This window comes from Actinomadura sp. DC4, from assembly GCF_030406325.1.
Classification (GTDB): Bacteria; Actinomycetota; Actinomycetes; order Streptosporangiales; family Streptosporangiaceae; genus Actinoallomurus.
On sequence record NZ_JAUEQY010000007.1, the window covers coordinates 222,900 to 237,133 of the forward strand.

Genomic DNA, 14,234 nt, shown 5'->3' on the forward strand with positions numbered 1-14,234 from the left:
CTGCGAGTGGACGTTCGCCATCCGGCCGCCGGCCCGCGCTCACGGTCAGTGAGGGGTGTCACGCGTCAACCGCCCCTTCCTTCCGCCCCGGTGCGGCTTCCGGTCCTGGGCGTCACATCGGGCCGATGGGTGCTTCCGGGAAAGCGCCCAGACTATCGCGGCCGGCTCAGGGGCTGACCGTGCCCGCCGAGGCCATCGCGGCGATGATGCCCTCCTCGGTGACGTCGAGTCCGCTCAGCTCGGCCGCGACCGCGCCGTCGCGCAGGACGACGACGCGGTCGCAGCCGCTGACGAGCTCCTCCAGGTCCGAGGAGATGAGCAGGATGGCCAGGCCGTTCACGGCCAGCTCGTCCAGGAGGTCCTGCAGCTCGGCCTTTGCGCCGACGTCGATGCCGCGGGTCGGCTCGTCGAGCAGGAGGACCTTCGGCCGCATGGCCAGCCAGCGGGCCAGCAGCACCTTCTGCTGGTTGCCGCTGGACAGCTCCGACACCTTCTGGTGCGGCGAGGTCGCCTTGATGTGCAGCCGCCGCATGAAGATCTCGACCATGCGATCGATGCGCGCGCTCGACACGACGCCGAACCGCGACAGCCGCGGCAGCGCGGCCAGGCTGATGTTGTCGCGGATCGACAGGCTCGGGATGATTCCCTCGGCCTTGCGGTTCTCCGGGAGCAGGCTGACGCCGGCGCGAATGGCCCCGGTGATGGACCGGTTGCGCAGCGGCGCACCGGCGACCGTGACCTGCCCGGCGTCGAGGGTCAGCGCGCCGGCGATCGCCTTGGCCGTCTCCGTACGGCCGGCGCCCAGGAGCCCGCCGAGGCCGAGCACCTCCCCCTGGCGGAGCTCGATCGAGACGTCGGCCAGCGCGTGCCGGCGGGTGAGGCCGGTGGCCCGGAGGTACGGCGGGTCGCCGGGGCTCTCCTGCGCCTCGGCCGGGTGCGTCTCCGGGAGCCGGGCGGGCGGCCGGCCGAGCATGAGCGAGACCAGGCCGCGCCGGCCGAGCGCGGCGATGGGGCCGGTGTGCACGACCCGGCCCTCACGCAGCAGGGTGACCTGGTCGCAGATCTCATGCAGCTCCTCCAGCCGGTGGCTCACGTAGAGCACGGCCCGGCCCTGGTCGCGCTGCTCGGCGATGACGCTGAACAGCGTCCGCACCTCGGGCGGCTCCATCACGGCGGTGGGCTCGTCCATGACGATCACCTGCGCGCCGGCCGTGACGGCGCGGGCGAGCGCGACGAGCTTGCGCGCGCCGGCGCCGAGCGAGCCGAGCGGGCGGCGCACGTCCGCGCGGATCCCGTACGCGCGCAGGGTCTCGGCCGCCCGGTGGTTCATCGAGGCGACGTCGATGAGACCGAACCGCCCGCGCGGCTCCTCGCCGAGGAACAGGTTGCGGGCGATGCTCATCGACGGGATCAGGGTGTCGTCCTGGTGGATCGCCCGGATCCCGGCCCGCTGCGCGTCGAGCGGGCCGGCGAAGCGCAGTGCCTCGCCGGGGCGGCGCAGCCGTCCGCCGTCCGGGCGGTGGACCCCGGTCAGGACCTTGACGAGCGTGGACTTGCCGGCGCCGTTCTCTCCGGCGAGCGCGTGCACCTCCCCGCGGGCGAGGAAGAGCGAGACGTGGTCGAGGGCGAGGACGCCCGGGAACGCCTTCACGATCGCGGCGGCTTCGAGGGCTTGTCGTGCCACGAGATCCTCCCGCGTTCGCCTGGGTACGCCGATCGTGATCCGCATCGTCACACCGTGGGGAAACGGCCCGATAACGATATGCCCGGATCGCTCAGTTTCGATCAGGTCCTGGCCGAATCCAGACGTGCGATGTGGAGGCGTACGCCGCGGGCGCCGAGCTCGTGCAACTCCTCCGGGGGCGCCTCGTCGCCGGTGACGAGGTGGTCGATCCGGTCCGCGGGCACCGTCTGCACCATGGTGTTCAGCCCGATCTTGGTGTGGTCGGCCAGGACGACGACCTCTTCCGCGGACGCCGCGATCGCCCTGTCGGTGCTGGCCACCTGCATGTTCGGTGTCGACAGGCCGCGTTCGGCGGTGAGGCCGTTGCCGGAGATGAAGGCGCGGCGCATCCGCAGCCCGGCGAGCGACCGCTCGGCGGCGCTGCCGACGAGCGCCTGCACGGAGCCGCGCAGCGTGCCGCCGGTCACCACCACCTCGATGCGCGGGGAGGCCGAGAGGGCCTGCGCCACGAGCAGCGAGTTGGTCACGACGGTCAGGTCGGTGTAGCCGGTCAGCCGCTGTGCGAGCGCGTGGGTCGTGGTGCCGGGCCCGATCGCGACGGCGTCCCCGTCCTCGACGAGCGCGGCGGCGAGGTCGGCGATCGCCACCTTCTCGGCCTTGGCGACCTGCGCCTTCTGCAGGTGGGTCGGCTCGTGGGACAGCTCGCCCGGCAGGGAGGCGCCGCCGTGGTGGCGGTCCAGCAGCCCGTCGGCCTCCAGCGCGCGCACGTCACGGCGTACGGTCACCTCCGAGGACTGGACGGCCTCGGCGAGCTGCCGCAGCGACAGGGTGCCGTTCGCGCGGAGGAGTTCGAGGATCCGCACCCGTCGCTCGGCACCGAAGACAGGCTTGCGACCGTCTGCCGCTCCCTGGACGTCGCTCACGGTTCTCCCCACGATCCTGCTCCACGATGCGAAACCAATCGAGCAGTTCCGATCGTAGTCAGGTGCCGCCGCGCCGGTGCCCCCGCCGTCAGCCGGTCTGGAGTTCGGCGATCTGGAGGAAGCCGTCGGGCGTGCCCGGCGCCCGGCTCGTCAGGTCGAGCCGCACACTCGTCGTACGGACCGGGTCGAAGGTGATCGTCGTCGGCCGGTTCGTCTCGGTGGCCCAGGCGATCTTCGGGTTGCGTACCGGGACGTAGCGGCCGTCGCGCAGATAGGCGACCGTGATCGTGGCGGGCAGGGCACGGCCGGAGCCGATCGTGAAGTACGGCGTCACGGTGCCGACCGTCCGTGCTGTGGGCGAGGAGACCGAGACCCAGTCGGCCGGCCGCGCGAGGCTGAACGCCGGCAGCAGCGCCGTGGCCGCCTTGTAGTAGTGGTCGGACCAGCCGCCCGAGGCCGTGACGCCGTCGAGCATCGCGGCGGGCACGGTGTCGGGCGCGCCCGAGTAGCTCGCGTCCGCGGTCACCGGGGCCTCGGCCCTCGGCGTCGTACGGACCGGGTCCGGCTCCGTACCCGGGGTGCCGCCGGTGGCGCGGATGACGGTCGACGCCGGCCGGAGGCCCGGCCCGGTGACGGTCACGGTGATCGGCCCGGCCCTGTGCCCGGAGCGTAGGATCGCCAGCGCCTTGCCGCCCCACGCCTTCCGGTCCGGCGCCTTGTAGTTCTCCGCGCTCTCCTCACGGCCGTTGTCCAGGCCGGCGAGCGTCCCGCCGGTCACGGCGAAGTGGAGCGGCGTGTCCGCGCCGGGCACGGTGACGCCGCGGGCGTCGACGACGTCGGCGGTGACGTAGGACAGCGACTTCCCGTCGGCGGTGATCGCGCGGCGGTCCGGCTCCAGGCGCACCGTTCGCGGGTCCCCGGCGGTGCGCAGCACATCGGTGGCCACGACCTTGCCGTCACGGGTGGCGACGGCCTTCAGCGTGCCCGGCGCGTACGGGACGTCCCAGGTCAGGTGCAGTTTGCCCGCGCTCCCGTTCGGGCTGGTGTAGCTGCCGGGGTACGGGCCGGCGGTCACGGTCTTGTCGTCGTGGGTGGCCTCGGTCGTCTCCAGATAAGTCCGGCCGTCCGCCGTGGTCTTCCGGTCGAACGTCCGGGCGCCCAGCTCCTTGCCGTTGAGGTAGAGCCGTACGGTGTCGGCGTTGGAGTAGGCCCAGACCTGGACGGCCTCGCCCGGCCGGTGGTCGGTCCAGTTCATGGGCAGCAGGTGGACCATCGGCCGTGTCGTCCACTGGCTCTGGAACAGGTAGTACATGTCCTTCGGGAAGCCCGCGGTGTCGACCGCGCCGAAGAACGAGGCCTTGACCGGGAAGACGTTGTACGGCGTCGGCTCGCCGATGTAGTCCATGCCGGACCACAGGAACTCCCCGGCGAACCAGTTCCGGTCGCGGTCCTTCTTCAGCCCGTACTCCCCGCTCATGGTCCACGAGGCCAGGTTGTTGTCGTAGGAGGAGGTGCCGCGCCTGCCCGGCGTGTGGTTCTCGCCGGTGTTGAGCTGCTGCGGGTCCTGGTAGACGCCGCGGGTGGAGGTCTCCGAGGACGACTCCGACTCGAAGAAGAACTTGTCCGGATATCGGGCGTGCAGCGCGTCCACGGAGCCGGCGGTGTTGTAGTTGAGGCCGATTCCGTCCAGCATCTTGAGAATCTGGTCCTGGGCGGAGCCGGGGGCGGGCACGCTGCGGTACTTGTCCGAGCCCATGACGATCGGCCGGGTGGTGTCGATCGACCTCACGTCGGCGATCAGCCGCTGGGCCATCGGGACGCCGGCGGCCGAGGTGGAGTCGGGGATCTCATTGCCGATGGACCACAGGACGACGGCCGGGGAGTTCTTGGCGGCGTCGACCATCTCCTTGACGTCGGCGTCGCTGTTCGCGTCGAAGAACCGGCCGTAGTCGTACTTGACCTTCGGGGTCCGCCAGGTGTCGAACGCCTCGACCATCATCACGATGCCGAGCTCCTGGCAGACCTCGACCATCGCGGGCGAGGGCGGGTTGTGCGACGTGCGGAACGCGTTGACGCCCATGCTCTTCATGATCTTCATCTGGCGGTACAGGGCGTCCTTGGTCACGGCCGCGCCGAGGGCTCCGCCGTCGTGGTGCAGGTCGACGCCCTGGAGCTTGGTGGGCACGCCGTTGAGGACGAAACCGCCCTGCGGCGTGAAGGCGGACCACCGGATGCCGAAGGTCGTGGTGACCGTGTCGACGGTCCGTCCTTGTACGACGACGTCGGTGCGCAGCGTGTAGAGGTTCGGGTGGCCGGTGTCCCAGAGGGCGGGGTGCCGGACGCGTACGTCGGCCGTCGCGGTGCCGTCACCGGTCCCGGCGGTGTTCGTGCCGACCGTACGGCCGCGGGGGTCCTTGACCGTGGAGACGACCTGGGCCGCGCCGCTGACGTCGGTGCGCACGTGGACGTTCGCGTAACCGTCCTCGACGGTACGGGCGAGGTCGGGGGTGGTGACGGAAACGCCGTGCCGTTGCACGTGGATCTTGTCGGTCACGACGAGGTGGACGTCGCGGTAGATGCCGCTGCCGGAGTACCAGCGGCTGCTGGGGAGCTGGTTCTGGACCTTGACCGCGAGCACGTTGGGGGTGCCGTCGGTGTGCGCGCCGGCCAGGTCCACGGCGAACCCGGTGTAGCCGTACGGGTGGGCGCCGACCTGCCGGCCGTTGAGGTAGACGACGGAGTCCATGTAGACGCCGTCGAACTCGGCGGAGATCTGGCGGCCGGCCATCCGCGACGGCAGCGTGAAGGTCTTGCGGTACCAGCCGAGACCGCCCGGGAGGTATCCGGTGCCGCTGTCGGTGCCGTCGGCCTGCGTCGGGTCCAGCTCGATGCTCCAGTCGTGCGGGAGATCCACCCGCCGCCACGCCGAGTCGTCGTAGCCCGGATCGGCGGCGTGGGCGTACGCGCCGGTCGGGTCGGTGATGCCCGCCGGGTTGACGAGGGCGAAGCGCCAGCCGTCGTCGAAGTCGAGGCTCCGGGCCTCGTTACGCGCCTGGGGCGCGGCCTGCGCGGCCAGTGCCGGCGCGGGTATCGCGGCGAGGACGAACAGGAGGGCGGCGAGCGACCGGAGCACTGACCCGGCGCGGAAGTTCCCGGACATCGGTCCCCTCACGTGGGCACTTGTTCGACATATCGAACGTGAGTCGCGATACGGACACCTGAGGATCCATAGGTCATGACGCGCCGTCAAGACCCGCAGGCCGCCTTTTCTTTTCCGAATGGCGACTTGCGCGTCTTTGGGCGACACCGTGATGCCGGGTCAGCGCTTTTGCTGCGGGTGCCGTGAACGGTGGCACGGCATCGCGCGCCGCGCCACCGTGACAAGTGCGTTGACCATTGCCAGATCTGCAGCAGCCACGCGGGAGAGATGTGCAGGCATCTGCAGGGCCGGCCTTCGCGCTGATACTGCTGACCAGCGTCGACGCAGAGTTTCTGGGTGCCGTAGCTCTGGACCGACCACCATGTCGCCGCCTGGGCCGGGGCCGCCATCCCGCCGACGACCACGGCGGCGGTTCCCACGCCCGCGAGTGCCGTCCGCACACGCATAGGCGATTTCCTGCTTTCCACCGTCCCTGGTTTCGATACTTGCCTGTCCCGTTGGTGGGACATGACATCGGAGCACGCGAGATTGTCAGAGGCGCACGGCAAGATGAGGGGCATGACCGAGGCTCTGGGGCTTCCCCCACTGGGTGACGAGGCGGCCTACCGGCAGGCCGTGGCCGAGGCGGTCGCCGCGGCCGCCGACTACTACGGCGACGGTTCGACTCCGCTCGACGACGACGCGTACGACCGGCTGGTGCGGCGCGTCGCGGCGTACGAGGAGGAGCATCCGGACGCGGTGGCGCCCGACTCGCCGACCGGAAAGGTGGCCGGCGGCGCGGTGAGCGGCGACGTGCCGCACACGGTCCCGATGCTGAGCCTGGACAACGTCTTCTCGCCCGAGCAGCTACTGACCTGGGCGGCGAGTCTGGAGCGGCGGCTCGGGCGGCCGGTGGAGGCGTGGAGCGTCGAGCCGAAGCTCGACGGGCTGGCCGTGGCCGCCCGCTACCGGGAGGGACGGCTGGTCCAGCTCATCACGCGCGGCGACGGCACCGCGGGTGAGGACGTCTCGCACGCGATCGGCGCCATCGTCGGCCTGCCGGACCGGCTGCCGTCACCGGCCACCGTGGAGATGCGCGGCGAGGTGATGATGACGGCGGCGCAGTTCGAGGCGGCGAACCTCATCCGCGTCGAGCACGAGGGGACGCCGTTCTCCAACGCGCGCAGCGGCGCGGCCGGGACGCTGCGGGCCAGGGAGCGGCCCTACAAGGTGGAGCTGAGCTTCTTCGGGTACGGCGCGCTGGGGCTGGACGACGCGCTCGCGCCACGGCTGGCGGAGTCCGCGCACAGCGAGGTGATGGCCTACGTCGCCGGGCTGGGCGTGCAGACCACCACCGCGACCGGCGCCGGGATCAAGGCCTGCGCCGACCTGGCCGACGTGCGGAGCCGGGTCGAGGAGATCGCCGGCCTGCGGACCGAGCTGGGCCTGGGCATCGACGGGATCGTCATCAAGACGGACGCCGCCGCCGACCAGGTTGACGCGGGCTTCTCCTCCCGGGCACCGCGGTGGGCGATCGCGTACAAGCTGCCGGCGGTCGAGAAGATCACCCGGCTGGTCGAGGTCCAGTGGAACGTGGGCCGTACGGGTGTGATCGCGCCGCGGGCGGTGCTGGAGCCGGTCCAGATCGACGGCACCACCGTGACGTACGCGACGCTGCACAACGCCGCCGACATCGGCCGCCGTGGTCTGCTGCTCGGCGACCAGGTGACGGTGTACAAGGCGGGCGACGTGATCCCGCGCGTCGAGGCGCCGGTCGTCCACCTGCGTACGGGCGCGGAGACCCCGATCGAGATCCCTTCGGCGTGCCCGCGCTGCGGGGGTGAGATCGACACGTCCCAGCAGCGGTGGCGGTGCGTGCAGGGCCGGCTGTGCCACGCGCTGGCGTCGATCTCCTACGCGGTCGCCCGCGACGCCCTCGACATCGAGACGCTGGGACGCCTCCGCATCGAGGCCGTGCTGCGGGCGGGGCTCATCGCCGACTTCGCCGACCTGTTCACCCTCGACTACGACGCCGTCCTGGGCCTGGACCGGATGGGCGAGACGAGCACGGCCAACCTGCTGGCCGCGATCGAGGCCGCGAAGGACAAGCCGCTCAACAAGGTCTTCTGCGCCCTCGGCGTCCAGGGCACGGGCCGGCGCATGTCCCGCCGCATCGCCCGCCACTTCGCGACGATGGACGCGATCCGCACCGCTGACATCGAGGCGTTGCAGGAGGTCGAGGGCATCGGCCCGGAACGCGCTGCCCTCATCGTGAACGAGCTGAGCGCCCTGTCCCCCGTGATCGACAAACTGGCCGCCGCGGGCGTGTCGATGGTCGAGCCCGACGCCGAGCTCGGCGAGCCCGCCGAAGACGAGGGCCTGCCGCTGACCGGCATGACGGTGGTCGTCACGGGCTCGATGACCGGCCCGCTGGCCGCGCTCTCCCGCAACGAGATGAACGACCTGATCGAACGCGCGGGCGGCAAGACGTCGTCGAGCGTCTCGTCGAAGACGTCGTTGCTGGTCGCGGGTGAGAAGGCCGGCTCGAAAAAGGACAAGGCAGCGAAACTGGAGATCAAAATCGCCTCCCCCGACGAGTTCGCCGCGCTGGTCGAGGCGTTCCTTTAGTGGCTACAGTCTTACTCGCAACGACTCGAGGAAGGCGTTCGGCCGACCGGCGTATGTGTCGATGATTCTGGCCTCTATGTGTTCCTGGGACCACACGGCCTCGGGCTCAAGGCCCACACATTCCCCCGGCGCTGCCGCCACCCTGCGCTTGATCGGCTCGACGATCTTGCATTCGCTCTTCTTGACAGGACTTTGCCAGAAAAATCTGGGTATCGCTGGCAGAAATTCCTCCGCCAGCCGGCGGAGCGGGCTGCCCCAGCCGCCCGAGGCATAGGCGGTCCTCGCGACGACGATGATGAACATCGGTGCCTCGGACGGAAAACCCGCCTCCTCCATCGACACATTTTCGCCATAGAACGCCACATAAGGGAACACGCTCAACATCAAGGCGTAGGCGTGGCCGTCTTCCCGAACGAGGACTTTGAACAAAGAGCCCGGCGTGAACTCCACTCGCACGACCACGTACCTCCTCTTATCGCCGGGGCAACCATATAAGTGCACGTTCCAGGCTCCGATCGGACAAGACCGCGGAGCTCGAGCATCCAGATCGCCCTCCCCCGACGAGTTCGCCGCGATGGCCGGGGCTTCTTCGGCCTCCCCTCATCCCGGGAAAACGGTGGCTGACACCGGCCACGGCCGTAACGACACGCCCGCCGTTATGCGGTATTCGTACCGGAACAAGCAGATCCACACGTCCCCAGGAGGTCCGTTGCGCAACCGCCGATCGGCTGCGATGCCCGTCCTGTCCGCGGCCGTCCTCACGGCCGGGCTCCTCCTCGCCGACCCCACGGCCGCGGCCGCGGCCGCGGCCCCGGCCAAAGCGGGCGACTTCAACGGGGACGGCTACGTCGACCTGGCCGCCGGAGAGCCGCTCGCGACGGTCGGCACGGCCGACTACGCCGGACGGGTGAGGGTGGTCTACGGATCTTCGACGGGGCTCAAGTCGGCCCCCTCGCAGACGATCTCCGAGGACAGCGCCGGCATGCCCGGCGCAGCCGAGTACAACGACTCCTTCGGCAGCAACGTCGTCTCCGCCGACTTCAACGCCGACGGCTGCGCCGACCTGGCGATCCTGGCGGACAACGAGTTCGTCACCGGGGCCGGGTCGGGCTCGGTCACCCTCGTCCTGGGTGCCAAGACCGGGCTGTCCTCGACCGCGTTCGCCATCGAGGTCCCGGCCGGCGAAGGCCTGTACGGCCCCGCGCACGCCGGGGACCTGAACCACGACGGCATCCCCGACCTGATCATGCACACCGCGTCGGCGCCGTACGTGCTCTCCGGCAGCACCTCACTGACGACGAATCACCCCCTGCAGCGGCTGACGCCCCCGGACACCGACCAGCCTGACGTCCAGGACGCGCTCGTCGGCGACGTCAACGGGGACGGCCGACCCGACCTCACCGTCCCCTACATCAGTGCCTTCACCGGCTGGAAGACCGCCTTCGCGGTCTACTTCGGCAGCGCCTCGGGGCTGCAGCCTCCGCAGCGTGGCCTCGGTGGCGACGACGTCCAGAACGGCTATGCCGCGATGGGCATGGGCGACGTCAACGGGGACGGCAAGGCCGATCTGATCATCGGCAACGACGGGCTCACGGACACCACCCGGCCGGGCGGGCAGATCAGGGTATGGCTCGGCGCGGCCACTCCGTTCGCCGTCCAGGACACCATCAGCCAGGACACCGGCAGCGTGCCGGGAGGCGGGGAGGACGGCGACGGGTTCGGCGGGACGATCTCCGTCGGGGACCTCGACGGAGACGGCCGGGCGGACGTGCTCACCGGCGGCGTGGGCGAGGACATCGGCACCGTCACCGACACGGGCAGCGTGTGGATCGTCTACGGCGGGGACACCACGCTCGGCTCCGACCACGACCAGATGTTCTCCCAGGCCAGCACGGGTGTGCCCGGCGCTTCGACGGCCTACGGCGCCTTCGGGGAGAGCGTCGCGCTGCTCGATCTCAACAAGGACGGCCGTCTCGATCCCGTCATCGCCGTACGTCACGACCAGGGCGTCGTCCTGCTGACCGGCGCCGCCGGCGGCGCGACCGTCACGGGCGCACGCGAGATCAAGCCCATCGGCGACTCCGGGGAGTACATCCTGCCAACGGTCGGGTGACCTTCCTTGCCGGTATCCTCGCCCGTCGGGTTCGTCAGCCCCGGGAAGGCCGAGAACATGCCCACCGCCGAGGAGCTCATCAGTGTCGCGAGCATTCAGCGGCTTGCCGTGATCTTGCGGGCCGTCGCGCCTCAGGAGAGCGAGTGGGCGGCAGTGCGGGCCAGTGCGGACGCGCTCGGGCCGCTCGGGCTCAGCGACCGGGCCCGTACGGTGCGGGACGCCCTGCTCCAGGATCTGCCCGGTGGCTACGAGCGGCTCGCGCCCGTGGTGAGGGAGGCGCTCGGGCGGTCCGACCTCACCGGATGGATGGTCTGGCCCGTCACCGAGGCGGTCGCCGCCACCGCGACCGGGCCCCATTTCGAGGACGGGCTCGGCCTGCTCGCCGCGCTCACGCCCCGGCTGACCGGGGAGTTCGCGCTCCGCACGTTCCTCGTCAACGACCTGGACCGTACGCTCGCCATCGCCCTGACCTGGACCGGGAACCCCGACGAGGCCGTACGGCGGCTGGCCAGCGAGGGCACGCGGCCCAAGCTGCCGTGGGCCCGTCAGGTGCCGCGGCTGAACGAAACGCCCGGCGTGACCGTGCCGATCCTCGACCGCCTCTACAGAGATCCCTCGGAGGTCGTACGGCGCTCGGTCGCCAACCACCTCAACGACATCTCCCGCCTCGACCCTCGCGCGGCCGTGGCGACCGCGAGCCGGTGGGCCGGTGACGCCGCGCCCGCGCTGATCCGCCACTCCATGCGCACCCTGATCAAGAAGGGTGACCCGGCCGCGCTCGCGCTCGTCGGCTTCCGTGGCGAGCGCGACGCGCTCGCGGTCACCGGGCCCACGGTCCGTACACCCGAGGTCGTCCTCGGCGGCGACCTCGTCTTCGAGGCGCGGATCGAGAACGTCTCCCGCGAGCCCGTGACCCTGGCCATCGACTACGTCATCAACCATCTGAAGGCCGACGGCCGGCCGGCGCCGCGCGTGTTCAAGCTGGTCAAGCGCACCCTGGAGGCGGGCGAGGGGCACGACGTCGTACGGCGCCACGCGTTCCGGCCGATCACCACGCGCCGTTATTACTCCGGTCCGCACTCTGTCGAGCTGCAGATCAATGGGTACCGTTTCGGACAGGGTGAATTCACCCTCGACGCCACGCAGTGAGAACGACCCCGGAGGGTCCGATGGCACGCGTCCTCATCACCGGCTCGGCCGACGGGCTCGGGCGGCTGGCCGCCGAGCGGCTGATCGACCAGGGCCACTCGGTCACACTCCACGCGCGCGGCCCCGAACGCGCCGACGACGCCCGCGCGGCCCTGCCGGCCGCGAGCGGCGCCCTCGTCGGCGACCTCGCCGAGATCGCCGGAATGCGCGCGGTCGCCGAGCAGGCCAACGACGAGGGCCGCTACGACGCAGTGATCCACAACGCCGGGGTCGGTTATCACAAGCCCCGCCGGGTCGAGACGGCCGACGGGCTCGAACAGCACTTCGCCGTCAACGTGCTCGCGCCGTACCTGCTCACCGCGCTGATCGACCGGCCCGGACGGCTGGTCTACCTGAGCTCGGGGATGCACCGCGGCGGCGATCCGGACCTGAGCGACCCGCAGTGGGCCGGACGCCGCTGGAACGGCATGCAGGCCTATTCCGACAGCAAGCTGTTCGTCACGATCCTGGCCGCGCAGATCGCCCGCCTGTGGCCCGGGACCCCGAGCAACGCGGTCGACCCGGGCTGGGTGGCGACCAAGATGGGCGGCGCCGGAGCTCCGGACGATCCCGACCTCGGCTCCCTCACACAGGCCTGGCTGGCGGTCGAGGAGGAGACGGCGACGATCACCGGTGGTTACTTCTTCCACCAGGAGCCCCAGGAGACGCACCCGGCGGTCCACGACGAGGCCCTCGGCGCACGGCTCGTGGAGTACTGCGCCAAGCTCTCGGGCGAGCCGGTGAGCGGATAACGCCCATGGCCGAGCTCCTCGCCGTCAACGTCGGCCTGCCGAGGGACGTCTCCTGGAACGGCCGGACCGTGCACACCGGGATCTGGAAACGGCCGGTCGCCGGTCCCCGGATGGTGCGGCGGCTGAACATCGACGGCGACGGCCAGGGCGACCTGGCCGGCCACGGCGGCGAGCAGCGCGCGGTTCTGGTTTACCAGCGCGACTCCTACCGCCACTGGCAGGAACATCTCGGCCGGGAGGACTTCGAGTACGGCCAGTTCGGGGAGAACTTCACCGTCGACGGGCTGGCCGACGACGAGGTGTGCGTCGGGGACCGCTTCCGGATCGGCGAGGCGGTCTTCGAGGTCACCCAGCCCCGGGTCACCTGCTACCGGGTCGGCCTGCGGATGGGCGAGCCCCGGCTGCCCTCGCTGCTCGTGTCGCACCGGAGGCCCGGCTTCTACCTTCGCGTGATCACGGAGGGACGCGTCGAGGCGGGCGACGAGATCGTCAAGGTCGCCGCCGGCCCGGAAGGGGTGAGCGTCGCGGAGATCGACGGGCTGCTCTACCTGCCCGGGCATCCGCGTGACGGGCTCGTACGCGCGCTGCGCATCCCCGCTCTCAGCCCCGGCTGGCAGACCTCGCTGCGCGCGCTGCTGGACCAGGACGAGGGCGCGTCCGGGAACGCCGGGCTGACCTCGGCCGGGCCGCCGCCCGCCTGGGCCGGGTTCCGCCCGCTGCGGGTCGACCGCGTCGAGGCGGAGAGCGCCGGCGTGGCCTCGCTGACGCTCGCCGCCCCCGACGGCGCGGCGCTGCCGGCCGCGGCGGCCGGCCAGTTCCTCACCCTCCGGCTGCGGCCGGGCGGCGAGGACGCTCCCCCGGCCGTCCGCAGCTACTCGATGTCGGGGCCGCCGGGCGCCGCGACGTACCGGATCAGCGTGAAGCGGGAGCCGCACGGCACCGGCAGCGCCTACCTCCGCACCCGCGTACGCCCCGGCGACGTCCTGGACTGTGCGGCGCCGCGCGGCACGTTCACCCTCGACGCGGGCGAGACGCCCGTCCTGCTGATCTCGGCCGGCATCGGGGCGACGCCCGTGCTCGCCATGCTGCACGCGCTCGCCGCCGGGCGTTCGAAGCGTGAGGTGTGGTGGCTGTACGGGACGCGCGACGGCACGGAGCACCCGTTCGCGCGGGAGGCACACGCACTGCTGGCCCGGCTGGAGAACGCGCACGAGCGGATCTGCTACAGCCACCCGGCCCCCGGCGACCGCGCGGGGACCGACTACGGGACCGCGGGGCGGCTGTCCGCCGGCCTGCTCACCGAGCTGGGCGTCCCGCACGGCGCCGACGTGTACCTCTGCGGCCCGCCGGCGTTCATGGCCGAGCTGCCGGCTGCCATCGCCGCGTCCGGCCTCGCCCCCGCGCGCGTCCACACGGAGGTCTTCGGGGCCGGGCCGGCACGGACGCCCGGTCTGACCGAGATCGCGACGCGGCCCGCGCATCCGCCCGCGGGGCTACCCGGACCCGGGCCGGCCGTCTCCTTCGCGCGGAGCGGCCTGACGGTCGCCTGGGATCCCGCGTACGCGAGCCTGCTGGAGCTCGCCGAGGCCTGCGATGTGCCGGCTCGCTGGTCATGCCGTACGGGCGTGTGCCGTACCTGCGAGAGTGGTCTGCTGTCGGGCACCGTCGCGTACGCGCCCGAACCCGTGGAGCCGCCCGCCGAGGGCGATGTCCTGATCTGCTGTTCCAGGCCCGAAGGGGACCTCGTCGTGGACCTCTAGCCGGAAACCGGATATCGGCGGCCACATGGGGGTAGGAAGCACGCTCT

At 71.4% G+C, this 14,234-nt stretch carries 9 protein-coding genes; 5 read left to right on the plus strand and 4 right to left on the minus strand.

Annotation, left to right across the window (positions count from 1 at the left end):
- Nucleotides 1-166 precede the first annotated feature (166 nt).
- The 3 genes from QWU11_RS14380 to QWU11_RS14390 form a co-directional block, all read right to left on the minus strand.
- A complete protein-coding gene (locus QWU11_RS14380; protein ID WP_290108222.1) occupies nucleotides 167-1,684 on the minus strand; it encodes a sugar ABC transporter ATP-binding protein in 1,518 nt (505 codons plus the stop codon).
- Nucleotides 1,685-1,785: 101 nt separating this feature from the next.
- Nucleotides 1,786-2,607 (minus strand): DeoR/GlpR family DNA-binding transcription regulator, encoded by an 822-nt coding sequence (locus tag QWU11_RS14385; RefSeq protein WP_290108235.1) that lies wholly within the window; start codon nucleotides 2,605-2,607, stop codon nucleotides 1,786-1,788.
- Nucleotides 2,608-2,695: 88 nt separating this feature from the next.
- Nucleotides 2,696-5,767: a glycoside hydrolase family 2 TIM barrel-domain containing protein gene (locus tag QWU11_RS14390; protein ID WP_290108275.1), complete on the minus strand. Its 3,072-nt coding sequence runs from the start codon at nucleotides 5,765-5,767 to the stop codon at nucleotides 2,696-2,698.
- 558 nt (nucleotides 5,768-6,325) lie between these two features.
- Between QWU11_RS14390 and ligA the strand changes: the two genes are divergently transcribed.
- The gene (gene ligA / locus QWU11_RS14395) at nucleotides 6,326-8,374 is read left to right on the plus strand and encodes an NAD-dependent DNA ligase LigA (protein WP_290108287.1); all 2,049 of its coding nucleotides are present in this window, start codon (nucleotides 6,326-6,328) and stop codon (nucleotides 8,372-8,374) included.
- Nucleotides 8,375-8,377: 3 nt separating this feature from the next.
- Here the strand turns inward: ligA and QWU11_RS14400 are convergent, their stop codons facing one another.
- A complete protein-coding gene (locus QWU11_RS14400) occupies nucleotides 8,378-8,830 on the minus strand; it encodes a hypothetical protein (protein ID WP_290108318.1) in 453 nt (150 codons plus the stop codon).
- Between the two features lie 253 nt (nucleotides 8,831-9,083).
- On the opposite strand from QWU11_RS14400, the gene QWU11_RS14405 reads away from it, so the two are divergent.
- The 4 genes from QWU11_RS14405 to QWU11_RS14420 are packed head-to-tail and all read left to right on the plus strand — an operon-like array spanning nucleotide 9,084 to nucleotide 14,187.
- On the plus strand, nucleotides 9,084-10,487 hold the full coding sequence (locus QWU11_RS14405; protein ID WP_290108395.1) for an FG-GAP-like repeat-containing protein: 1,404 nt from the start codon (nucleotides 9,084-9,086) through the stop codon (nucleotides 10,485-10,487).
- Between the two features lie 6 nt (nucleotides 10,488-10,493).
- On the plus strand, nucleotides 10,494-11,636 hold the full coding sequence (locus QWU11_RS14410; RefSeq protein WP_290108397.1) for a DNA alkylation repair protein: 1,143 nt from the start codon (nucleotides 10,494-10,496) through the stop codon (nucleotides 11,634-11,636).
- A gap of 20 nt (nucleotides 11,637-11,656) precedes the next feature.
- Nucleotides 11,657-12,427, plus strand: a complete 771-nt coding sequence (locus tag QWU11_RS14415; RefSeq protein ID WP_290108405.1) for an SDR family NAD(P)-dependent oxidoreductase — start codon at nucleotides 11,657-11,659, stop codon at nucleotides 12,425-12,427.
- Nucleotides 12,428-12,432: 5 nt separating this feature from the next.
- A complete protein-coding gene (locus QWU11_RS14420) occupies nucleotides 12,433-14,187 on the plus strand; it encodes an MOSC and FAD-binding oxidoreductase domain-containing protein (protein WP_290108416.1) in 1,755 nt (584 codons plus the stop codon).
- Nucleotides 14,188-14,234 lie beyond the last annotated feature (47 nt).

Bases quoted from the DNA above. Each gene is read 5' to 3' on its own strand.
- QWU11_RS14415 (WP_290108405.1), top strand. From the start codon at position 11,657: ATGGCACGCGTCCTCATCACCGGCTCGGCCGACGGGCTCGGGCGGCTG.
- ligA (WP_290108287.1), top strand. From the start codon at position 6,326: ATGACCGAGGCTCTGGGGCTTCCCCCACTGGGTGACGAGGCGGCCTAC.
- QWU11_RS14390 (WP_290108275.1), bottom strand. From the start codon at position 5,767: ATGTCCGGGAACTTCCGCGCCGGGTCAGTGCTCCGGTCGCTCGCCGCC.
- QWU11_RS14420 (WP_290108416.1), top strand. From the start codon at position 12,433: ATGGCCGAGCTCCTCGCCGTCAACGTCGGCCTGCCGAGGGACGTCTCC.